18 protein-coding genes are annotated in these 24,233 nt (G+C 45.6%); 8 read left to right on the forward strand and 10 right to left on the reverse strand.

Annotated elements, in window-relative coordinates; genetic code table 11:
• Positions 1-39 precede the first annotated feature (39 nt).
• On the reverse strand, positions 40-4,020 hold the full coding sequence (gene posA, locus QTA56_RS13755; RefSeq protein ID WP_267981573.1) for a delta-poly-L-ornithine synthetase PosA: 3,981 nt from the start codon (positions 4,018-4,020) through the stop codon (positions 40-42).
• 491 nt (positions 4,021-4,511) lie between these two features.
• On the opposite strand from posA, the gene QTA56_RS13760 reads away from it, so the two are divergent.
• Positions 4,512-5,813, forward strand: coding sequence for a homoserine dehydrogenase (locus QTA56_RS13760; protein WP_267981574.1), 1,302 nt, complete (start codon positions 4,512-4,514; stop codon positions 5,811-5,813).
• 58 nt (positions 5,814-5,871) lie between these two features.
• Positions 5,872-7,011: a threonine synthase gene (thrC, locus tag QTA56_RS13765; RefSeq protein ID WP_267981576.1), complete on the forward strand. Its 1,140-nt coding sequence runs from the start codon at positions 5,872-5,874 to the stop codon at positions 7,009-7,011.
• Between the two features lie 60 nt (positions 7,012-7,071).
• Here the strand turns inward: thrC and QTA56_RS13770 are convergent, their stop codons facing one another.
• Positions 7,072-7,974 carry a hypothetical protein gene (locus QTA56_RS13770; protein WP_267981578.1) on the reverse strand — a complete coding sequence of 301 codons (903 nt, stop codon included), beginning with the start codon at positions 7,972-7,974 and terminating at the stop codon, positions 7,072-7,074.
• Between the two features lie 253 nt (positions 7,975-8,227).
• On the reverse strand, positions 8,228-9,304 hold the full coding sequence (gene pbpG / locus QTA56_RS13775) for a D-alanyl-D-alanine endopeptidase PBP7/8 (protein WP_267981580.1): 1,077 nt from the start codon (positions 9,302-9,304) through the stop codon (positions 8,228-8,230).
• 211 nt (positions 9,305-9,515) lie between these two features.
• Here pbpG and gacA point away from each other — a divergent pair, with 211 nt between their 5' ends.
• From gacA to QTA56_RS13790, 3 genes are read left to right on the forward strand one after another with little or no spacing between them, the layout of a single operon-like run.
• Positions 9,516-10,151 carry a response regulator transcription factor GacA gene (gene gacA / locus QTA56_RS13780; RefSeq protein WP_267981582.1) on the forward strand — a complete coding sequence of 212 codons (636 nt, stop codon included), beginning with the start codon at positions 9,516-9,518 and terminating at the stop codon, positions 10,149-10,151.
• A gap of 16 nt (positions 10,152-10,167) precedes the next feature.
• The gene (locus tag QTA56_RS13785) at positions 10,168-11,733 is read left to right on the forward strand and encodes a sensor histidine kinase (protein WP_267981584.1); all 1,566 of its coding nucleotides are present in this window, start codon (positions 10,168-10,170) and stop codon (positions 11,731-11,733) included.
• A gap of 22 nt (positions 11,734-11,755) precedes the next feature.
• Complete coding sequence (locus tag QTA56_RS13790; protein WP_267981586.1) at positions 11,756-13,189, forward strand: sigma-54-dependent transcriptional regulator; 1,434 nt, start codon at positions 11,756-11,758, stop codon at positions 13,187-13,189.
• A 46-nt stretch (positions 13,190-13,235) separates the two neighbouring features.
• Here QTA56_RS13790 and QTA56_RS13795 read toward each other — a convergent pair whose 3' ends face one another.
• The 4 genes from QTA56_RS13795 to lptF all read right to left on the reverse strand — a co-directional run bounded on the left by QTA56_RS13795 (position 13,236) and on the right by lptF (position 18,319).
• Positions 13,236-14,414, reverse strand: coding sequence for a S41 family peptidase (locus QTA56_RS13795; protein ID WP_267981588.1), 1,179 nt, complete (start codon positions 14,412-14,414; stop codon positions 13,236-13,238).
• 69 nt (positions 14,415-14,483) lie between these two features.
• Complete coding sequence (gene gpmI / locus QTA56_RS13800) at positions 14,484-16,028, reverse strand: 2,3-bisphosphoglycerate-independent phosphoglycerate mutase (RefSeq protein ID WP_267981589.1); 1,545 nt, start codon at positions 16,026-16,028, stop codon at positions 14,484-14,486.
• 120 nt (positions 16,029-16,148) lie between these two features.
• Positions 16,149-17,219 (reverse strand): LPS export ABC transporter permease LptG, encoded by a 1,071-nt coding sequence (gene lptG / locus QTA56_RS13805; RefSeq protein WP_267981590.1) that lies wholly within the window; start codon positions 17,217-17,219, stop codon positions 16,149-16,151.
• Positions 17,219-18,319, reverse strand: a complete 1,101-nt coding sequence (gene lptF / locus QTA56_RS13810) for an LPS export ABC transporter permease LptF (RefSeq protein WP_267981591.1) — start codon at positions 18,317-18,319, stop codon at positions 17,219-17,221. Before lptF ends, lptG begins: the two co-directional genes overlap by 1 nt.
• 156 nt (positions 18,320-18,475) lie before the next feature.
• Here lptF and QTA56_RS13815 point away from each other — a divergent pair, with 156 nt between their 5' ends.
• The 3 genes from QTA56_RS13815 to blhA are packed head-to-tail and all read left to right on the forward strand — an operon-like array spanning position 18,476 to position 20,998.
• Positions 18,476-19,924, forward strand: a complete 1,449-nt coding sequence (locus QTA56_RS13815; protein ID WP_267981592.1) for a leucyl aminopeptidase — start codon at positions 18,476-18,478, stop codon at positions 19,922-19,924.
• A gap of 3 nt (positions 19,925-19,927) precedes the next feature.
• Complete coding sequence (locus tag QTA56_RS13820) at positions 19,928-20,335, forward strand: DNA polymerase III subunit chi (RefSeq protein ID WP_004674261.1); 408 nt, start codon at positions 19,928-19,930, stop codon at positions 20,333-20,335.
• Positions 20,336-20,371: 36 nt separating this feature from the next.
• Positions 20,372-20,998, forward strand: coding sequence for a cell division protein BlhA (gene blhA / locus QTA56_RS13825; RefSeq protein WP_267981593.1), 627 nt, complete (start codon positions 20,372-20,374; stop codon positions 20,996-20,998).
• A gap of 45 nt (positions 20,999-21,043) precedes the next feature.
• Here blhA and QTA56_RS13830 read toward each other — a convergent pair whose 3' ends face one another.
• The 3 genes from QTA56_RS13830 to ribD are packed head-to-tail and all read right to left on the reverse strand — an operon-like array spanning position 21,044 to position 24,230.
• Entirely contained in the window at positions 21,044-21,703 is a 660-nt protein-coding gene (locus QTA56_RS13830) for a riboflavin synthase (RefSeq protein WP_267981594.1), read from the reverse strand.
• Between the two features lie 41 nt (positions 21,704-21,744).
• Positions 21,745-23,037 (reverse strand): DNA adenine methylase, encoded by a 1,293-nt coding sequence (locus tag QTA56_RS13835; RefSeq protein ID WP_267981595.1) that lies wholly within the window; start codon positions 23,035-23,037, stop codon positions 21,745-21,747.
• Positions 23,034-24,230 (reverse strand): bifunctional diaminohydroxyphosphoribosylaminopyrimidine deaminase/5-amino-6-(5-phosphoribosylamino)uracil reductase RibD, encoded by a 1,197-nt coding sequence (ribD, locus tag QTA56_RS13840; RefSeq protein ID WP_267981596.1) that lies wholly within the window; start codon positions 24,228-24,230, stop codon positions 23,034-23,036. Before ribD ends, QTA56_RS13835 begins: the two co-directional genes overlap by 4 nt.
• Positions 24,231-24,233: the final 3 nt, after the last annotated feature.

Raw genomic sequence — 24,233 nt, forward strand, 5'->3', positions numbered from 1 at the left:
AACACCATTCAAATGAATGGTGTTTTTACATCCAGCCTATTAGTGATAATTCCACGGCATGGCAGGCGAACCAATCCATGCTGATTTTGCAGGAATATTCTCCCCTTTCATCACCAGCGTCAGTGGCCCCAGCACAGCATGATGATCCACATTGGCATTGTATAAAATAATGCCACGCGCATTGACCACTACATCATTTCCGACATTCACCTGACCAATCTTCATGATACGGTCTTCAAATAAATGCGTCTGTGGTCCAGAGAAACTATTAAATTCAGCCCGATCACCAATTTTGACGCAATCGAACTCGGTAATATCTGCGGTATCCAGATACACATCCCGACCAATCTTCACACCCAACAGACGCAGGAAGAAAGGCAACATCGGTGTGCCACGCAAGTAATTGAGGAGGTTCGGAAGGGCAACCGATTCATATAAACTGGTAATACCCTCACTAAGCCAGACAAACATAGTCCACATTGGCGCAGACTTGGGTTGATAACGTCCAATCAGCATCCATTTGAGTAAAGCCACAATGATAAAGCAACCGACACCATACAGTAGTCCAGCAAGGGTCAGAGCCAACAAGCCAATCGACACATTATAGATGTTAATCACATCAATAATTTCCAGTACGATCATATAGCCCACCCCAATCGCCAACGCAGCAGGCAATACAATACGCAAACCCTCAATCAAACCACGCATCAAACGACGTCCAATACTTGGCTTAAAGGTGAGATGATCTGGATAGTGTTGCGCTGACTCCCGTGCAGGCAATAACAAGGGAGGTGAACCAAACCAGGTCTGCCCTGGATACATTTCAAGATTGTCAGGGGTTTTGGATTGCACCCCAATCAGCACATTATCAGGCAATACCGTACCATCTGCGATATAGGCACTATTACCGACAAAGCTACGATGACCAATCTGGGTCGATTTCAAGGTCATCCAGCCGCCCTTGATTTCTTCATCGCCCAGCATCACCGCATCGGCAATAAAGCTTTCATCACCCAAACTCAGCATTTCAGGAATCACACCTGTTGCAGTTGAGATTTCGGTATTTTTACCGACTTTTGCACCCAGCATCCGAAACCATGTCGGGGCATAAATGGTGGCAAACAAACCATGCAGGGTTTGCAAACTGGTTTCCAGAATCTGGGCGGCAAACCATTTGCGATAATACACCCCACCATGCACAGGATAGGTTCCTGTTTTCAGGTTAGGCAATGCAACTTTACGAACAATGGATGAAATCACCGCCGTCATCACCATCATCATGGCACTGGCTGGAATCGCCAACAGGAAGTAATACAGGGCGATTTGTAAATGGTTATTCGGATCAAGGTTAAACACGTTCACATCCAACCAATCCACCAGAATAAAGCTTGGAAAGATGGGAATAAAGAAAATACAGGCAATGATCAGCGCACTTACTGCATAATAGCCATATTCCAATATTTTACGGACAAATGACAACGCAGGACGGGCTGGCATTTTTGTCAGCTCATCGACATGGCCAATTTTACGGGCAGGCGTACCATCCCAGATTTCACCTGTAGGCACAGTGGTATTGTATTCAATGGCTGTCAGGGCATTGACATGGGCTTTGGCTTCCAGAACCGTATTTTCTTCCAGCACTGCATAAGAACCAATATAACTGTCTCGTTTAAGCGTAATCGAACCCAACACCAGATGCCCATGTTCCACTTTGGCATTTTCCAGATTGACGTTTGAGCCGATGCTCACCCCATCTTCAATCGTCAATAAAGACGGCATCCGAATATGCACCGAGCTGATATTGACATCATGTCCAATCTTCGCGCCCAAAGCTTTCAAATATAGATTCAGTAAAGTTGAACCTGACAACAGGTACACAGGTGAAATACTGCCGATCCGATCTGCCAGCCACCAACGGAAATAGGTCATGCCCCAAAGTGGATAACGCCCTGCTTTTACGCCCAGCATCAAAAGTCGTTTTATCCCAATCGATACGGCAAAACTGGCAATGATCACGCTGACATAGACCAGCAATGACAGGAAAATGGCATAAGGAATGCTATCCCGCGCCCCGCCTGTAAAATAATGATAGGTAAAGAACGGTGCCAGCCACTGTAAGATATTGATCGAGATCAGGGTTGGGATGGTGATCAGTTGAGCCAAACCACACAGCCACTTATACGTCTGGTTACGCGGATTATCCTGCCCAAGCTGAGTATTTTGAGCTTGCTGCGGCACATCCAGCATCAAGCTGGCAATCGCCCCGACTTTTCGGGCTTGATACAGGTTTTGTATGGTCAGATGACGATAATCTTCATCTTGACGCAAATTAGACACCAACACGGCTGCCAATAAGGAATGTCCACCCAGATCATCAAAGAAATCGGCATCCAGCTTAATTGGCATATTGGGAAATAAGCGATTTAGAATTTCAAATAACACTTCTTCCGCTACATTTTGCGGCAGATCAGATTCACTACGATCCACCACACTGGTCAGTGGATGGGCTTTTAATGCTTTACGGTCAATTTTCCCAGACAATAAGCGCGGTACATCCTCAATGATTTCAAAACGATTCGGCACCATATACGGTGGTAAACGCTGGCTTAGTGCGGCACGAAGCTGTTTAATTTGAATTGGCTGTTTATTGTCAATTTCTGCTGCAATAAAGGCAATCAACTGATCAATGCCATCTTCAGCACGTAAAATTACCGCAGCCGTGCCAATCCCATCCAGATCACACAGCGCAGCCTCAATTTCGCCCAGCTCCACACGGAAGCCCCGAATCTTGACCTGGTCATCGGCACGTCCCAGACAATGCACCTGCCCAAACTCATCAATCCGAGCCAAATCACCTGTTCGGTACAAACTTTCCTCATCAGGGTTTTCCGCCCACGGATTTTGAATAAATTTATCTGCAGTCAGGTCGGGTCGCCCCAAATAACCCTGTGCCACACTGGGGCCAAAAATACATAACTCACCTGTTTCGCCCTGTGGTAATAACTGTCGTTCTTCATTGATCACCAGCATGCCATAGTTTGGTAATGGCTTGCCAATGGTCACAGGCTTGCCTCTTTGCAACAGTTCCAGACTGGCCGAAACAGTGGTTTCAGTTGGACCATAGGTATTGAACATTTGATGATGCGGCAAGGCCCAGCGATCCACCAATGAATCAGGACACATCTCCCCACCCAGATTAATAATCCGTAGGTTCGGCACATCTTCTGGAAACAAGGCCAACAAGGTTGGTACCGCATGTAAAACGCTAATATTTTCCTGCTGCAAGGTTTTACATAAACGCTCTGGATCACTGACCAAGGATTTAGGCGCAATCCATAGAGTCGCACCCACCAGATAGGACAGCCAGATTTCCTCAAAGGACATATCAAAGGCCACAGAGAAACCCTGATAAACCTTATCCTGTTGCTGAATCCCCAAGATGCTGTTTTCACTCCGCAGAAAATGGCAGATATTTTTCTGGGTAATCACAATGCCTTTCGGTTTACCTGTAGAACCCGAAGTATAAATAATATAGGCAGGCTGATCTGGCGATGCTTTCGGTAAAGTCACCTGCTGTTGCTGTGGTCGCTGCAACTCAGTCGCTGTCCACTTGGTCTGTGGCACCACCTCAAGATGTTCATACCATTCATCGCTGGTAATCATGCCAACCGCATTGGCATCCTCCAGACAAACCGCCATACGGTCTGCGGGTGTGTCCATATCGAAAGGCAACCATGCCGCCCCGCTGAGGCAAATCGCCAATTGTGAGGTTAAAAGCTCGATTCCCCTTGGCAGCCATAAACCAACAATATCTCCTGTCTTGACCCCATCCAGGATTAAATGTTGCGCCATATTGGATGCTTGGCGATATAGCTCGGCATAACTGATCTGTTGCGTTGCCTCAATCAGGGCGACCTTATCTGGAATACGGTGGGCAGTTTCAGTAAAAATATCAGCAAGGACTTCTTGTTTTAAAAATTCTGGCTGGTTTGTTCCTCGGACAATGGCTGTTATTTGCATGTTTTTCAGCTATTTAAAGTTACAAAGATAATTTGAATAATAGGCTGTCAATCCTTAAACCAGCGTTAAATCGCATGTGTATTATTCTAACAATTACAGTGGTGATTCTGTACGTTCCTATAACTGACATGAATTGCTTAAGGAAAGTTTAATAATGAGGGCCTGTTGCCACTTTATCCATGATTGCGACAGAGGACATTTTTTAGACGATACAAGGCATGTTTTGCGAAATTTAGCATTCTAAATGAGTAGAACATAACGCAGTAGCAGCAAAAAATGTCCCTGTCCCGAAGGGTTGTAGCTAAAAATCCCTCATACTTTGTTATGAAACTTGGCAAGGGAATACCATTCCCTGCGTTTCATGCCTCGTCTGATGAATTTTTAGCTTACAACGCAATTCATTTATAAAGTGGCAACAAGCCCTAGTGTCTACGCAGTTTTTTAGCTATGATCAAGCTTCATTAAAACGATTGAATAAAATGGAGTGTGACGTGAAACCAGTTCGTCTGGCGATACTCGGTCTTGGTACTGTTGGTGGTGGAGCCCTTAAATTATTACAAGAAAATGCTGCTGAAATTAAACGCCGTACTGGTCGAGAAATTCAAATTACCCATGTAGGTACACGCCGTCCACGTCCAGACTTAAATCTTGAGGGTATTCAACAAAGTGATGACCTGATGCACATCGTACGTCAGCCTGATGTGGATGTTGTGGTTGAGGTCATGGGGGGCATTCATCCTGCCTATGAAGTTATCATGGAAGCCATTAAACATGGCAAGCAGGTTGTTACCGCAAACAAGGCCTTGCTTGCTGAACATGGCAATGAACTGTTTAAGGCGGCAGAAGACAATGCCGTACAGATCGCCTATGAAGCGGCGGTTGCTGGCGGTATTCCAATTATCAAGGTGATCCGTGAAGGTCTTGCAGCCAACCATATTGAATGGCTGGCTGGCATCATCAATGGCACAGGCAACTTTATCCTGACAGAAATGCGTGAAAAAGGCCGTGCCTTTGAAGATGTGTTAAAGGAAGCTCAGGAACTGGGCTATGCCGAAGCTGACCCAACCTTTGATGTTGAAGGCATTGATGCGGCCCATAAACTCACCATTTTAGCCTCTTGTGCTTTTGGTATTCCGCTACAGTTTGACAAAGTCTACACCGAAGGCATCAGCAAGATTACCGCGCAAGATGTGAAATATGCAGAAGATCTTGGTTTCCGCATCAAGCATCTGGGTATTGCTCGCCGTGCAGCCAATGGAATTGAGTTACGCGTCCATCCAACACTGATCCCAGCCGAACAACTGATTGCCAATGTCAATGGTGTGAAGAATGCCGTTCTTGTGCAGGCTCATGCAGTCGGCCCAACCTTATATTACGGTGCTGGCGCAGGTGCAGGTCCAACCGCTTCCGCTGTGGTCGCCGACGTGATTGATATCGTACGTGATATTTCCTATACCGAAGATGGTGCTGGGACCATTCCACAATTGGCATTTGAAGCACTCACCAATGTGCCAATCCTCAGCCGTGAGGAAATGACCACTGGATACTACATCCGCCTAAATGCCGAAGACCAGACAGGCGTATTGGCCGATGTCACCACCATTCTCAGCCGTGCAGGGATCAGTATTGATGCCATCATGCAACAATCACGCTTAAAGGATTTGATTCCAATTGTGATTTTGACTGATCCAGTGCTTGAGTCCAAGATGGATGAAGCGCTTGCACAAATTCAGGCATTACCTACAATTCATGGCGAAATCATCAGAATTCGTTTAGAATCGCTCGATAGTTAATCAGGTTGAGGGAAAATGACTTCCCTCTCCCCGCTCTACCTCATATTGGAACACCATCATGTCGAATGCCAATCGTTATACTGGTCTTGTAGACCGTTATCGTGACCGTTTACCTGTGTCTGCAACTACACGTGCAATCTCTTTGGGTGAAGGTAATACTCCACTGATCAAACTAGAGAACATTCCACGTATTATTGGCAAAAATGTTGAAATCTATGTCAAATACGAAGGTCTGAACCCAACAGGTTCATTTAAAGACCGCGGTATGACCATGGCGGTGACCAAGGCAGTTGAGGAAGGCTCTAAAGCGATTATCTGTGCATCTACAGGCAACACCTCTGCTGCTGCGGCAGCTTATGCGGCCCGTGCAGGCATCAAGGCATTTGTCCTCATTCCAGAAGGCAAGATTGCCATGGGTAAAATGGCACAGGCGATGATGTACGGCGCGATCACCATGCAAATTCGCGGTAACTTCGATGACGGTATGCGTCTGGTCAAAGAAGTGGCTGACCAAGCCCCTGTAACGATTGTAAACTCAATCAATCCGTACCGTTTGCAAGGTCAAAAAACCATTGCCTATGAAATCGTGGAAGCATTGGGTCGTGCACCTGACTATCACTGCCTGCCAGTTGGTAATGCAGGAAACATCACGGCACACTGGATGGGTTATACAGAAGCAGTTGCAAACCAGCCTGCTGACCAGTTTGAACAAGTGATCTATGATGCGGCTACAGACCAATTCACAGGACCTAAACCAGAAGGTTTACCAACCATGGTCGGTTATCAAGCTGCTGGTGCTGCGCCATTCTTACGTGGCGCGCCTGTAGAGAATCCAGAAACTGTTGCAACAGCGATTCGTATTGGTAATCCACAAAGCTGGAACCATGCCAAAGCGGTGGTACGTGATTCTAAAGGCTGGTTTGATGAGTTACAGGATGCTGAAATTCTTGAAGCGCAACGCCTACTTTCAATGTATGAAGGTGTTTTTGTGGAACCTGCTTCTGCTGCCTCTATCGGTGGCGCAATCCGTGACATCAAGGCGGGTAAAATTGCTGAGGGTTCTGTGATTGTATGTACCGTAACAGGTAATGGTCTTAAAGATCCTGATACTGCAATCAAGCAATGTGCTGATGCGGTGATGTTGTCAATCGATGCCACCATGGATCAAGTGAAAGATTCGATTCTTTCAAATATGTAAGCTATATCATTGATAGATCAAAAAAAACCTGCTACGGCAGGTTTTTTTGATCTTCAGGCGTTAAGATTCTTTTCTCATTTCCTCAAACAGTTCAGCCCGCTGTTCATCGCTTAAGTCCAATTCTTCTGCCAATTCCTGAATTAGTTCTTCAACAATGGCTTCGGCATCAAAGTCTTCACCCTCTTCTTCTCCCCAGCCATCTTCATCATAGCTATACTGCTTGGCCAATTCTTTTTCAATCGTTTGAATTTCCTCTAAACCAATTTCTTTTATTTCAAATAAAGGCTGTTTGAGCAAAGGATTAATAGCATATAAACCCTCTTCCTCCCAACCTTGCAGAATGATTAACGTTTGACTTTTATCATTATATTTTAACGCTTTATTATTTTTTATTAAGGCTTGTAATAATACAGGTTGTTCCGATAAATCTTCAAATGAACCTTTCAGCTCAATATCACCATAATCATAATCTGCAAAAATGGTTCTAACATGACTCTTTAATTGTTCAGGTTGATCTGCATAAGCTAAACTTGCAAAAAACTCATCATGCTCTTCCAGCCATTGCTGTTTTTTGACTGACCAAAGCGCATAAAATCGAGCTTCCTGTTCAAACTGAACCAGTTGAAATTTCTGCATATCTGCAAGTTGAATAAATTCAAAAGTATCCTCATCACTTAAGCTTTCAGGCAGCGTATCACGAGAGACTTCACCCTCCTGATAAATATGTTCGCCACAACGCGCAAAAACGAAATCATCCAGTTTTTTTAATAATGTCTCATCTGCATCAAACAATGATTCAACCTCATAAAGCGCAAAATTACGTGCCCCATTGATTTCCAGTTGCTTATAGGCCGCCTCAGCTTGCTCCTTATCCTCAAAAACATTATGAATACGGTTACCTGATGCATAAAAAACCTCATCATTATAACCAAAGTATTTTTCACGAATCACATAGGTGCTCATGTTGTTCCCCTAATTTATTTATCACTCAATTGTTTGTTTTTCTGATGTAAAACTTAAGCACTGTAAAGCCAGTGTTGTTGATTCACAATCATATAAGAAGCCATCACTTCTAATTTTGATTCAACATTAACCGATTTTTATTTTAAAAACGAATATCATAGGTTGATACAAGACAAATTATGTCGCTTCATTTTGGCATAAAAAAACTCTTCTTGATGAAGAGTTTTTATTTTAAAAATTGATCTATGCAGTATTAAATACGTTTTGGCAGTGTTGCAACCCAATTCAATAGATTGGTTGCATCATTGGTACGAGCCTGTGAACTGGATGCACCAAGTAATACAACAACCGCTGGACGGGAATTTACTGTGGTGTGCATCACCACACAACGTCCCGCCTCATTGATATAACCTGTTTTTGACAGGTTAATGTTCCAGCCACCATTACGCACCAAGGCATTGGTATTGTTTGACTTCAACACACGATAGCCTAGATTGAAGTCATAGGTTGGTGTGGTTGAGAACTGTCGAATCAAGCCATATTGTGAAGCTGCACTGACTAGAATGCCTAAATCACGTGCTGAGGAAACATTATGAGGGTCCAAGCCTGTTGATTCAGCATAACGGGTAGAGCTCATACCTAATTGCTTTGCCTTGGCATTCATGGCTGCAATAAAGGCAGGACGGCCACCTGGATAGGTACGAGCCAAAGCGGCTGCCGCAGGATTTTCAGACTTCATCAAGGCAAACAACAATGCTTCTGCACGGTTCATTGTGTCGCCAACACGTAGGGTTGAACTAGAGTTCTTGCCACCCGCACCTGCAAAATCAATGGATTCCAGTGTAATTTCTTCAGACATATTTAAACGTGCGTCAGCAGTCACCACCGCTGTCATCAGTTTGGTGATTGAAGCGATTGGCACAGACATATTGCTGTTTTTGCTGTACAGCACTTCACCCGTTTGCGCATCCATCACCAGCGCAGCGCGGGCATTGACTGAAGGCTGGCTACTATAATTGCTGCTGTTGCTAAAAGTGTCGCGAATTTGTGCAGTATTTTTAGGGCTACTCGACGATGTAATGGTTGCAGAACCACCACTGCGTAAAGTTGTCGTCACAGAGGTCGAGCCTTGCGGACTAATCTCTAAAGGTTCATCTTCCTCCATTAACTGGCTGGCATCATTCGCAGACCAGTTTAATGACGCAGAACCATTTGTACCCGAAGCAACTGGACTGTTATTGACCACCAGCTCGGCAAAGCTTGTTGAACTCCACGCCAACAAGATGGACATGCCCAACACATGCATGACAGATTTTTTAGAATTTTTCACGACACAATACTCAACTCAGGACGCTGCACATTTGCGCTTACTATCATTATGCCTTACATTTGAACAAATCGGGTAAAGCTTTTATAGACACAATTGTGTACAACTATTCGCTAGAAACGGAGAATAGGATTGCTAATTTTGTCGTTTCAATGCAAGCTAATTTTGCTTTATGTAACAAAAAACCAGTTTTTCTGAAAAAAAGGAGGTCTTCTTGATCACTGTTCTTGTTGTTGATGATCATGAGCTCGTACGCACAGGCATTTGCCGTATGCTGGAAGACCATCCAGATGTTGATGTTGTTGGGCAGGCTGAGTCTGGAGAGGAAGCGATTGCGCTGGTTCGGCAAAAACATCCACAGGTGGTGCTGCTGGATGTAAACATGCCTGGTATTGGTGGGGTTGAAACCACGCGTCGGCTATTGCAGACAGCACCTGACACCAAGGTGATCGCGGTGAGTGGCCTTGCAGAAGAGCCTTATCCATCCCTGTTACTTAAGGCTGGGGCAAAGGGTTATATCACCAAAGGTGCGCCGATTGCAGAAATGGTGCGTGCCATTAACAAGGTGATGCAGGGCGGTAAATATTTCAGTGCCGACATAGCCGAACAACTCGCCAGTTCCTATCTTTCCGACACCCAGCAATCTCCGTTTGATGCTCTTTCTGAACGTGAAATGCAGGTGGCCATGATGGTGGTCAATTGTATCAGTGCCCAGGAAATTGCAGATAAACTGTTCGTCAGCGTAAAAACCGTAAACACCTATCGTTATCGTATTTTTGAGAAACTGGGAATTGATAGCGATGTCAAACTCACCCATCTTGCGATTCGATATGGACTCATTAAACCTTAATCATTAGTCATCGCCTATGTTGGGACAAATTGCTTCCTCTGTATCACAGACCATCTATCGACTAGGGATTTGGTATAGTGGTTATCGCCTGATTATTTCAGTCAGCCTGATCCTGATTTATGTGCTTACCGCAGAACAACTGGGCAACAACTATCAATATCCTTTTCTATATTTTTATACACTGCTGTGTTATACCTGCGTCAATATTTTCCAGCTCTTTTTACTGAAACTGCTTCCACTGCAAATCACCAAGCAACTGATCTTTGTCTTTATTGTTGACGTGATTTGCCTGAGCCTAATTACATTTTCAGCAGGCGGGCCAAACCTCCAGCTTAGCCTGCTCTACGTTATTATTATTTTTTCATCCGCCATTCTGCTTAATGCCCAGTTATCCTTAATCGTGACGCTGTTCGCGGTAATTATGGTGGTTTACCAGCGTTTTCTTGGCAACTTTTTTGACTACAATAATTTAAATCATCTCGGCAATAGCGCTCTCCTTGCCTTTCTATTTTTTGTGGTGCATGCGATTGGCCGTATTGCGGTGCAACGCTTTAAAATTCTGGAAACCTTAACTTTCCACCAATCTATCGAGATCCATCAACTCCAGAATATCAACCGCTATATTCTCGAACAGATCGAGGATGGTTATCTGGTGCTGGATGAAAGCAGCCATATTGTACTCAGCAATCCCGCCGCCAATACCCTGCTGGGTGTTCATTTTCCCATTTCGGCGGAAAAAACACCGTTAATCAAATGGCAGCCCGACCTGTTCGAACTGATCAGGCTCAGTGACCTGAAAGATGGTGAGGAATTTAGTTTTGAATCGCAGCAAAGCCCTTATACCGTCAATGTAAAGGTTAAACACCTCATCGTTCCTGAACAGTCTCTCATTTTATTGATTTTAAAAGATGCACAGAAACTTAACCAGCAAGTCCAGCAATTGAAACTGGCGGCTTTAGGACAGCTCTCAGCCAGTATCGCTCACGAAATTCGCAACCCTCTGGCTGCAATTGTACAGGCCAATGAACTGCTCAAGGAAAGTGATGCCCATCAACAGGACATGCTTTCACGCATGATTGGCAAACAGGCCAAGCGGATTGACAGCATCATTCAGGATACGCTGGAAATGGCACGGAATAAGCCGACAGAGGCGCAGGTCATTCACCTGACTGATTTTTTTGGTAGCCTGCTCAATGAAGATTTGGCTGATGCAAAACAACAGATTCAGCTCAATCTGCCTGAACGAGCCAGTATCCTGTTTGATGAAAAACAGTTAAGGCAGGTCATGATCAACCTGATTCGCAATGCATTGAGACATAATGCCGCAGATGCCGAATATATTGAGGTGCAAGTGCATTTAAAAGAGGGACGAACCTGTATTGATGTCATTGATTTTGGTACAGGCGTGGCAAAACGTGATATTTCTCAGCTATTCAAGCCATTTTTTAGTACCGAAATTAAAGGAACTGGTTTAGGATTGTACCTGTCTCATAGCTTTTGTGAGGCAAATCATGCAAAGCTCACCTATGTAGAGCGACAACAAGGAGCATGTTTCAGGATTGAATGCTCAAAAATTCATTGATTTAGATTAGGTTTTCGGGGAAATGGCAACTAAACAACCACTCGTCTTGCTGGTAGACGATGAAGAAGACTTATGTCTCCTCATGCAAATGACGCTTGCACGAATGGGGATTAAAACTCATCTTGCCTATCGTATAGAGCAAGCAAAAAAGTTCTTTACTGAATTTCAGTATGATGCCTGTTTAACAGACCTAAACCTTCCAGATGGCAACGGTCTCGATTTAGTCAAACACGTAACACAGAACTATCCCAACACACCGATTGCGGTACTAACCGCCTATGGCAATATGGATATTGCCATTGCGGCATTAAAAGCGGGTGCATTTGATTTTGTCAGTAAGCCTGTCAATCAAACACATTTAGACCAGTTGATTCAAAAGGCGTTAAATCGCCCGCAACCTGAACAGGAAGCGGCTGAAACAGCACTAGAAAACAAACTGTTGATCGGCCGTTCGGCACCGATTCAACAATTACGTATCGCGCTCAAGAAAATTGCCCGTTCTCAGGCACCTGTATTTATCACGGGTGAGTCTGGAACAGGTAAGGAAGTCGTTGCCAATCTGGTTCATCGTCTAAGTAACCGTAGTGAAGGGCCTTTTATTGCGATTAACTGCGGTGCCATTCCAACTGAATTGATGGAAAGTGAACTGTTCGGACATAAGAAAGGCAGTTTTACAGGTGCAGCACAGGACAAACAGGGCTTAATTCTGTCAGCACACGGTGGCAGCCTGTTTCTGGACGAGATTGCAGAACTACCACTCAATATGCAGGTCAAATTATTGCGTGCCGTACAGGAGAAGAAAATCCGCCCTGTCGGTTCAGACCAGGAAATTGATGTGGATTTCCGTGTGATTAGTGCCAGCCATCAGGACCTTGAACTACTGGTTCAGCAGGGCCGTTTCCGTCAGGACTTATTTTTCCGTATTCACGTCATGGATATCGTGCTGCCACCTTTGCGTGAGCGTGGCCAAGACATTCTCCTGCTGGCCAATCACTTTGTCCAGAAAATTAGCCAGGAATGGGAACTTCCTGCAAAAACCCTGTCGTCTCGTGCAGAACAATTCCTGTTACAGCAATATTTCCCAGGCAATGTGCGTGAGTTACGCAACATCATTGAACGCGCCATCACCCTCAGTGATGATGAAAACATCGATCTTGCACACTTGCAAACAGCCCCGCTACGCGGCTCAATTGCAACTCCTGTCACCATGCCATTTGCAACACAGGAAGAGCATGAACAGACTCATCAAAGCTCTAGCCCTGCAATGAGTTCTAAAAAACTTCCGCCTGAGGGGCTGGAACGTTATCTAGAGAATATTGAGAAAGAAATCCTGCTCAATGCACTCAATCTCACCCACTGGAACCGTACCTTGGCCGCCAAGAAACTGGGCATGACGTTCCGCTCTTTACGCTATCGTTTGAAAAAATTTGGACTCGATACTGAAGATGATGAGTAATACGCTGATCTAAAAATAAAGCCCCTTTGAAAGGGGCGTTATTATGTTAAAGCTTACTTTTCAGCACCAGTTCAGTGACATGTTCTAAATAACTGTCCTCTTTCATTTCTGGCGGCAAGGGATAGGTCTGGTTTGGCTGAATTCCCTGTCCCTCAATCATGTTGCCATTTGGAGTGTAATAATGCGATACCGTCATTTGTAAAGCTGCACCACTTGGAAGAGGAAAAAGCTTTTGTACCACGCCTTTACCATAACTGTTCTCCCCAATCACCCATGCCCGTTTATGTTCTTTCAAGGCTGCGGTAAACACTTCAGCCGCTGATGCGGAACGACGGTTGATCAGAATCCCCAGTTTAATATTTTGAAAATCATTGGAGGGCAATGCCTGAAACTGCTGATCGCCCTCAGAACGGCTTTTTGTGGTGACAATGAGTCCCTGATTCAAAAATAAGTCTGCGGATTCAACTGCTGCGGAAAGCAGCCCACCTGGATTATTGCGTAAATCCAGCAAGACTGCCTTTAACTTGGTTGAACTGTATTCTTCAATCAGGCGTTTGATTTCATTGGCTGTATCTTGCTGGAATACCCGAATTTTGAGTACCAGTACCTGATTATGCAATAAAACAGGCTCAATATCGGTTTCAACTTTTTTATTCCGAACCAGAATTACGGTGCTATTGCTGTTTTCAGGTTGTATTTGCAGGGTGCTGCCAATCGATCCGTAAAGTAGACCCTGCACCTGATCCTGATTCAGGCTCTTTAATTCCTGATTGTCAATTTTCAGGATGGTTTGCCCATTGCGTAATCCCAACTTATTGGAATCCGACCCTGTTTTTAGGTCATGAATCTGCCATAAGCGGGCAAAGCTGTCGTAATTTAAATTAAAATCAACAGAAGCTAAATCACCCTCGGTATATTGAATCAGCTGGCGATATTCCTCAGCAGACAGATAACGGGAATAGCGATCCAGACCACTGACCAATCCCTTGATCGCCTGCTGGAACAGGACATCATCAGATTTCTTGTCAACATAGTTGCCCCGTACAATGCCATAGATTTGTACAAACTGTTGAATTGACTCAATTGGCACTTCGGCGGTGCTATGCGGTGCAGTCTCATCCACCCAGCCCGATGAATGTGGGCTGGGTGCTGCATATAGGATATGCCCCCAGCACATCAACAAACCTACATATAAAGCCCTGTAAATGTTGTTGTGCTGGTTCATTCGTTCACCTTATGAAGAACTCTCTTTCACCTTGCAAAGCTTTAAATGCTTCTCAGGATTAGGGGAGATTTATTTTAGAGTAATTAAATTTTTACCCTGCATTTCTGGCGGTACAGGAATCTGCATCAAATGAAGCAATGTTGGCGCGACATCTGCCAAAACCCCACCCTCGGCAATGGTTGCCTGCGTTGGTCCAACATAGATAAATGGAACCAGTTCAGTGGTGTGCTGGGTATGAACCTGTCCACTGTCGTAGTCCTGCATTTGCTCTACATTACCATGATCGGCGGTAATTAACATATGCCCTTTGTTTGCCATGACAGCCTCATAGACACGTCCCAAACAGGTGTCCACCGTCTCAACCGCTTTTACCGCAGCTTCAAACACGCCTGTATGCCCGACCATGTCACCGTTGGCATAGTTCACCACCAACAGGTCAAACTCACCTGAATTGATGGCATTCACCAGTTCATCCGTGACTTCTATGGCACTCATTTCAGGTTTCAGGTCATAGGTTGCCACGTTTGGTGATGGAATCAGGATACGCTTCTCACCTGCATATTCATCTTCACGGCCACCACTAAAGAAGAAAGTGACGTGTGCATATTTTTCAGTTTCAGCAATACGCAACTGGGTTTTGCCCAAACCAGACAGGTATTCACCAATGGAATTTTTAAGTTCTTCAGGCATATAGGCAACAGGTGCATCAATGCTGGCCTGATAACGGGTCAGCATCACAAACTTTGACAAATGCGGAACAACTTTACGTTCAAAGCCTGCAAAATCCTTTTCAACAAAGGCACGTGTGATTTCACGGGCACGGTCAGCACGGAAATTCATAAATACAATGCTGTCACCATCCTCTACCTTGACGGTTTCACCAATACGGGTTGCCCGAACAAATTCATCGTTCTCATCAGCCGCATAGGCCTGTTCCAATCCCTCAACCGCAGAATTGGCAACACGGATTGCCTCACCCTCTGTCATCAGGCGGTAGGCTTCCTCAACACGGTTCCAGCGATTGTCACGATCCATTGCAAAATAGCGGCCAATCATTGAGACAATACGCCCCTGATTTGGGTATTGGGCAAACATGGCATCCAGTTTTTCCAGTGATGGCTTGGCACTGCGTGGTGGTGTATCACGACCATCAAGGAATGCATGCAGGTACACTGTTGCGCCACGTTTTAGCGCAAGCTCACACATGGCAACGATATGGTCTTCATGCGAGTGTACACCACCCTCTGACAGCAACCCCATCACATGCACCGCACCATGGGCTGCCTTGGCTTTTTCCACTGCATCCACCAGCACTTCATGCTCAAAGAAATCACCTGTACGAATGTCTTTGGTAATACGGGTAAAATCCTGATACAGCACACGACCTGCACCCAGATTCATATGCCCAACTTCTGAGTTGCCCATCTGTCCATCAGGCAAGCCCACATCCTCACCTGAGCCAGAAATTAAACTATTTGGATGCCTGGCTTTCATGGCGCTGAGGTTTGGCGTTTTTGCCGCCAGATAAGCGTTGTCCTCAACCGCTTCACGATGTCCCACGCCATCCATAATGACCAGAACGTGAGGAATTTTGCCAGCATTTGCATCCGTCATAATGGACTCTCTGTTTGTCTATCATTTGATCGGCATAGTTTACCGAAATTTGATAAATTTCTCCATGATCTTGCAGACGCTTTAATCAATAATGATTATCAATTCAAACTATTCAGACCTCTAGCGTGCGCGATAGAGCAAATAACTTCCTGCCGCAAACATCAACAGGATTGGCAGCAACACAAACCACGCAGGCGATGGTGCATAGACCAGACTCGCATAGCCCAAAAAGTCCTGTAAATAGAAAAAGCCCAGTCCTGTGAACAGCGCAATCACCAGACGGAAACCCATCGACTGCTGACGCAATGGACCAAAAATAAAGGAACAGGCGATCAATACCAGCGTAATCAGGGCAAAGGGTGAAGCAACTTTTTGCCAGAATGCCAATTCATAGGTTTTTGGCACCTGACTATATTCTTTCAGGTAGCGCATAAAACTGATCAGTTGACTTGGCGACAAATCCTCTGGGTCCAGCGTAACCATATGTACATATTTAGGCTGTAATGCCAAACCCAATGGCTGTTGCTCATGATCAGTCTTGATCGCATTACCCTGAGCCAGTAAATCGACCTGATGCGACTCTTTTAAAGTCCACTGCCCATCTTTGACAAACTGCCCTTGCTCGGCGCTGACAAAAGACTGCAAACGATAGTTTTGATCGAAATCAATGACATTAATATTACGAAGTTGCCCCTGGGCATTGGCATAGTCAATATAGATAAAGCGCTGCCCCTCACGTGACCAATAGCCCTTTACCTCACCCAAGGATGCGACACTGCGCTGTTTTTTAATGCTCTGCGCCTTTTCATTGGTATATGGGATCACCCATTCACTCAAGGCGAATGACAGGATAATCAGCAATAAAGCTGAACGCATCACCCAACCCACAATGCGCCATAGGCTAATGCCCACTGAACGCATCACAATCAGCTCACTATTGGATGCCAATGCCCCCAGCCCTAAAACCGAACCAATCAATGCCGCAACAGGTAGGATTTCATAGAGATAACGCGGCGCCCCCCACATCACAAACAGGAACGCCTGCCATGCGTTATAATCGGGCTTAAGCGAACCCAGCTCACCCAGATAGGTAAACAACACCTGTAGAAAAGACAGCACCAGCGTGGTTCCCAGCATGGCGAGAACCGTGGTTTTGGTGACATGTCTGGCGACTATTCGACGTGCTAACATCACAACCCCACTCGCTGCATACTTTTCTTGATTTTGGGTGCCAGCTTCTGTTTACGGGCAAAGATTGCCGCAGCACCTGCATACACCAGCAACACCACTGGATAGGCCCAGATATCCAGCTGTTCCTTACTAATCCGTGTTTTAATCGCGATCATCAACACAATCAGGCTGGCAAAAATGAAAATGGCAGGAATCAGGCGGTAGTAACGTCCCTGGCGTGGACTGACTTCAGACAAGGCCACTGTCAGCATCAGGGCAATCACCATAACCAATGGACCAAAAATTCGCCAGCCCAGCTCACTCCGCACCACGGAATCATCGCGCTTTTGCCATAGCTTGCTCATCGGCAAGGCTTCCACATCATCACTTTCAAATTTGACATCCTTATCATTTTCCAGACGTAAACGATAGGACTGAAACTCGGCCTGGGTATATCGAGGCTGGTTTGGATAGATTTCGTAGCGACGGCCCTGAACCAGATCAACCACATTGGCAGTATCATTTGCCATTTCCACACGGGTGGCCTCTTTCGCCAGAATCATCACATCAGGTTTATCTTCCCGATCCGCCTTTTGATAATAAAAAATATCCTTTAAATTCTTGCGGTCTTCCGAAAGCGAACCTGCATAAATGGTATACGGCCCCGAGGAGATAAACTCCTTTGGTCGAACCAGATCAAAGCCCGCACGCACAGCCTGAGTCTGCATCAGGCTTTCATAGGCGCGTATTCCTGAAGATGCTCCCCAAAACATCAAGATTGCCTGAACAATCAAAAACACCAGCGTCATTGGCAATAACAGCCGTGCCAACTGGTTGCGGCTCACCCCACTGCCATTCAGCACCGCCATTTCGTGATCGACATACAAACGGCCAAACACCAGCATCAGGCCAATAAAAAAGCCCAATGGCAAAATCAGGGTTAAAAACTCAGGCAGGCGATAGGCAATGATGCTCAGCAGGACACCACCGTCCAGACGACCTTGTGCAGCACGTCCAAAAATCTTGATCAACTGACCGCCCATAATGATTAAGGTGAGCAAGGCAGTCACCACCAGCGAGGTGGACACCACTTGTTTGACGAGGTAACGCCGAATAATCAAGGTAATGCTTCCAGATAGAGTCAGTCGAGGGGAAACTGTAGTTTACCCGAATGTTAAAAATATAAAACCTATCGCTTGTTGCCGATTGCAACCTCATATCCGAAAGTGTTTAATGGACTTATCTTTCTTTTTTGTCCATTAGGTTCGAAACAGACAATGAAATTTACACTGCAAACCGCATTTCCAGCACAAACATCAAGTGAATCTTTGTGGATATTGGTTGATTCAGAACAATTACAACAGAATTTAAATGCTTATCAAATCAACCATCTAGATGACATTCTCAATGCCACTCAATTTAAGGCGGGTTTTAATGAAAGCCTGCCGTTAATTGCCAGTATTGCGGTACAGCCAAACGCCCAGCTACTGGGTCTTGGGAAAAGTGCAGAATTAAAACCCATTAAGTTAGCAAAACTCGCACAATCCATTATCAAATCATCACAAAATAAATTTAAGCACATCACGCTAGACATTTCGGTGTTACCAACTGATTTACATGCATTGTTTGCCTTGAACCTGACACAGGCAGCCTATGGCTATGATGCATTTAAATCCAAGAAAAATGAATTTGTGTTGGAAAGCATTGATCTGGTGGCAAGCGAAAGCCCACTGAATGATGCCCAACTCAACCTGATTCATGCAGTTCAGTCAGGTCAAAACTATGCGCGTGATCTGGGCAACTGCCCACCGAATCTTTGCTTCCCAGAATATCTTGCTGATCAGGCCCTTGCCCTTGCCGCACAATATCCAGACCTGCTCAAGGTGACGGTACTGGATGAACAGCAAATGGCTGACCTGGGCATGTATGCTTTCCTCGCCGTCAGCAAAGGCTCAGAACGTCCAGGGCGCGTGATCACACTGGAATACAATACTCAGGTAGATCAGGCACCTGTGGTACTGGTCGGTAAAGGCGTGACTTTTGATACAGGCGGCATTTCACTTAAACCAGGCTTGGGTATGGATGAAATGAAGTTTGATATGTGTGGTGCGGCCTCGGTACTTGGCACCATCCGTGCCTTGTGTGAAGCCCGACTCCCAATTCATGTGGTCGGTGCGGTGGCTGCGGCTGAAAACATGCCATCAGGTCATGCCACCCGTCCAGGTGACATCGTGACCACTATGAGCGGTCAAACCGTTGAAATTCTGAATACCGATGCTGAAGGTCGCCTTGTACTGTGTGACACGCTGACCTATATCAAACGCTTCAACCCTGCCCTTGTGATTGACATTGCGACGCTGACAGGTGCCTGCGTCGTGGCACTGGGTAAAGTGGTCAGCGGCTTATTTACACCAGATGATGAACTGGCTCAGGATTTACAACAGGCAGGCGAGCAGTCACTGGATCGTGTATGGCGTATGCCAGTGATGGAGGAATATCAGGAGTTGCTGGATTCTCCTTTTGCTGATATCGCCAATATTGGTGGCCCATACGGCGGTGCAATTACGGCAGCATGTTTCCTTGAACGTTTTACCCGTGACTATCGTTGGGCACATCTGGATGTGGCGGGTACAGCATGGTTGTCAGGTGCCGCCAAAGGTGCAACAGGTCGCCCAGTACCATTACTGATGCAGTTTTTAGCGAATCGTGTTGCAACGAATAACTAACACATGGCACAAATCAGTTTTTATCTGTTTGAAAATAGTACCGAACGGCAAGTCGAAAGTGCTTGCCGTTTATGTCGAAAAATCCTGAATCAGCATCCTCATATCTGGTGGTATTGTGCTGATCCAGAATTACAAACCGAACTGGATGAACAGCTTTGGACTTTTGATCCCCAGAGTTTTATACCGCATGGTATTCATCAACCGCATAGTTCCGTCTGCATTTCAGAACAATTACCACCATCCAATGATTGGATCGTGTTTAATTTTAACAATCATGCACTTGAACAAACTCAGGATTTTCGCCACATTATCGAAATTATTGAAAATAATGAAACTGCGAAACAGGCTGGTCGGGAAAAGTTTAAAATGTATCGTCGTTTGGGTATCGAACCTCGAACATTTAAATTATAAGTCTGCAACAAAGAGCATCATTTTGAGGAGTGTCGCGTGGCATTAAATGTAGGTCAGGATTTTAAAAAACGCTGGTTAAATGCACCTGAAACAGTCCGCCAGACCTATCAGGAAGATTTGGCACGTATCTGCGATCTGCTATTGCCCCAAACCCTGATTCAAACATGGATGCAACACGAAGAGAAAGCACAGCAGCGTTCCCAACAACGCATCGATCAGGCCTATGCCGACTTAAAGGCAGAATTGATTGAACAGGCACGTATCCGCAAACAGCAGGCTTTGGAAAAGGCATTGGCGGAAAAACGTGCGGCTGAGGCGGCTTATGCGGCACAGCTACAGGCAGATGAAGAACAGCAGTTTGAACAGCAAACTGAAAGCCTGATTGTGTTGCGTCGCCATATCGATCAGGAAATTGCACAACAAACTGAACGTTATCAGGTCAATCCTGAACAGCCAAGTGTTGATTACGCCCAAGGTCAGCGCGTTGTGATTGAAGATCAGCAAATTCTGTCTGAACTGGAAAGTGTCCGTGTTCGACTGGAACTGGAAGCGGAAAGTTTGATTGAACAGGCCGTGACCGTATTCCGTGCCAAGTTGCATGCACTGGCTCAGGACGAAATTGACTACATATTGAAAAACAGTCAGTTCTCAGACGAGAAATAATAAAAAGCCCAGTTCATCAAACTGGGCTTTTTTATGCTTGCCATTCTATTTTAGAAAACCATTTTCCGCTAAAAATGCCATACTGATATTCGATTCAGTTTTTTGCTCTGCGGCCTTATCACCCAACAATAAACGCTCAATATAACGAGCCAATACATCTACTTCCAGATTCACTTTGGTTCCAACTTGCCATGTCCCAATATTGGTACGCTCAGCAGTATGTGGAATCAGGTTCAGGCTCAGGATATTGCCACGTAAATGGTTAATGGTCAGGCTAATGCCATCTACCGTCACAGAACCTTTTTCTGCCAGATATTTTGCCAACTCAGCAGGTGCGGTGACCTCAAAATACAAAGAACGTGCATCCTGACGTACCAGGGTGATTTCACCCAAACCATCGACATGCCCACTGACAATATGCCCACCAAAACGTGTGGTTGGCAGCATCGCCTTTTCAACATTCACCGCCTGACCAACTTTCCATTGGCCTAGTGTGGTACGGTTTAAACTCTCACGCGAAACATCCGCCGCATACCAGTTTTCACCCCACTCAATGACCGTCAGGCAAATTCCATTGGTGGCAATTGAGTCTCCCAAATGTACATCAGACATATCCAAATCAGTTTGAATACGTAGACGAACATCACCGCCTACACTTTGCAGGCTCTCAACCTTACCTAAACTTTCAATAATGCCTGTAAACATAAAATCTCCCGTTGTTCCTCTTTTTCAAAGAGGGGAATGTATTACCACAAAGCCAATTGAGTACTGTTGCCTGTGGTATCCACCCCACCCAATTCAGCAAAGTGATACAACTGTCCTAAAAGCTGTCGCAATGGTGGACCAGACTTGGCATGGGTATCGGTAATCACGATAAATTCCAGTACCCGTGCCCGTTCAGACTGACGTTGTTTACTGACCCGATAGCGAGGAACATCCTGAGTCAACAATGTGACCTTACCGCGTTTTAAATTGGCGGTCAGCAGGTCTTTCGGTTCAATATTTCCATCAGTCGAATAACTGGTCAAAATATAGCGGGCATTAATGGTTTCCAATAACTTCTCATACGCCTCTTTGGCATATTTGGATGAGTTATAAGGACTTGGGCGCTGTTTACGCCATGCACGGTCAATACCGCTTTTAAAGCCCTTGGTATCTGGGGAGGGTAAATCGACTTGGTCCCATAAGGTCAGCGCATTGAGCACATGGTAATTACTGCTATAGGCATGCTGATTATAGGGTGGGTCGAGATAAGCCACATCCACTTCAAAGCCACTCATTTGATTGGCCAGATGTTGGGCATCCACACACCACATTTCAGCCGCAGGACGCTTCGTATCGCCAATCTCACAGAAACGGCTTGGAGTCAGCCACAGTAAGGATTCAATCCGTTCCAGTGCAGTTTGGGTTTTACCGCCCCACCCCTGATGGAAACTTTTAAAGACGCCACTGGTATTGCTGACAAAGCTGGCCGAATACAAAAGTGGTGCCAACAAGGCACTCATTTCCACATCATTGATTGCACCCTGTGCCTGCCAGGTTGCGATTTGCTGACGGATCGCATCAATCCGCATGCCATTACGGCGTTTAAAGAACAAACGGTCACGTGCTGGATCATACACATCATCATTGCGCGGACATAAGTTGTGCGTAACCCAGCCCTTAACTTCAGGCAGACGGTTAAGATAATCAATGGCCTTTTGATAGCCACCCAGTTCCTTAAAGGCAGGCGCATCGACACAGGCCAAAATGGCATGATTAAGCGCATGGCTATAGGGTTCCCAGTCATTGGCTATCACACGATAGCCATTCTGGCGCGCCAAACGAGAGACCACACCACTCCCCGCAAAGAAATCAGCAAAAATCGGTGGATTCTTTTTCTTGCTATTCAGTGTTCCCGTAATCTCAAGCGCCTCTAAAATAAGGTGCAATAGACGACGCTTATTACCGAGATAGGGAACGAGCTGATGAAAAAGATACTCGTCAGTGGTGCGTGCCGCGTGCCGACGTTTGTGATAAACCGATGGTTCTGGATTCATATCATCTCTTGGATAGGGAGCAATCTTAGGCGAATGTCTTGCCCAAGTTGGATTACATCGACCAACTCAAACCGCAGCTGCTCTGCCATCTGGCTAAATTCAGCATTGAACATAGCGCGGGCAGATTGACCAAGTAAGGTGGGTGCAACATAACTGATCATTTCATCAACCAAACCCTGCTGTAAAAAGGCGGTGGATAAAGTTGCGCCAGCCTCAATCAATACATCATAAATTTGGTATTGGTGAGCTAAGGACTGCAATAATTGGTTTAAAGGTTGCGGCGACAATTGTATCACGCCTAAATCGGCAAGTTCCTGACGAAATGGGGTCATCACCATCACTGTTTCAGGATTTTGTAATATCTTGGCAGAAAGTGGCAACTGTCCCTGACGGTCTAAAATGATTCGTTTTGGCTGTACAATGCTGTCAAGGTCAATAACCCCTCCTTGCGGAGCTACATCGCTCCTCACCCTCTTAATAAGGGGAGGGACTTCACGACTCATATTTGTGGAAGTCTCCACCCTTGCAGGGGGGAGATTTAGAGAGGGGTGATATAGATGACGAACATTGAGTTCGCAGTCATCCACCAGTACCGTTTGAATGCCCGTAATCACAGCACCAGAAACTGCTCGCCAATGCTGTACATCCTGTCGGGCAGCCGTACCTGTAATCCATTTTGATTCACCCGACGCCATCGCGGTACGTCCATCCAGACTGGATGCAATTTTCAAGCGTACATAAGGCAAGCCCGTGGACATGGCCTTTAAGAAACCGAAATTGAGTGTTTTTGCAAGCGCCTCACAAACACCTATTGCAACCTCAATCCCCGCATCACGCAGGATTTGCACACCTTTCCCTGCCACCAGTGGATTTGGGTCTGAACAGGCAACCACCACTTTCCTGACCTGTGCTTTCACCAAGGCTTCGGCACATGGAGGTGTTCTGCCGTAATGCGCACAGGGTTCCAAAGTCACATAAGCAGTTGCACCTTTGGCATTGCCACCTGCCTGACGCAATGCAAATACTTCCGCATGCGGCTGCCCTGCTTTGGGATGGAAACCCTCTCCAATCAGTTGACCATCCTTGACAATGACACAGCCTACATTCGGATTCGGTTTAGTTGAATATTGTCCAAGCCGAGCCAACTCAATGGCACGTTGCATCCAATATTGATCTGACTTTAATTCCGACATGAT

The sequence above is a fragment of the Acinetobacter thutiue genome (assembly GCF_030385805.1).
In the GTDB taxonomy this organism is placed as follows: Bacteria; Pseudomonadota; Gammaproteobacteria; order Pseudomonadales; family Moraxellaceae; genus Acinetobacter; species Acinetobacter corruptisaponis.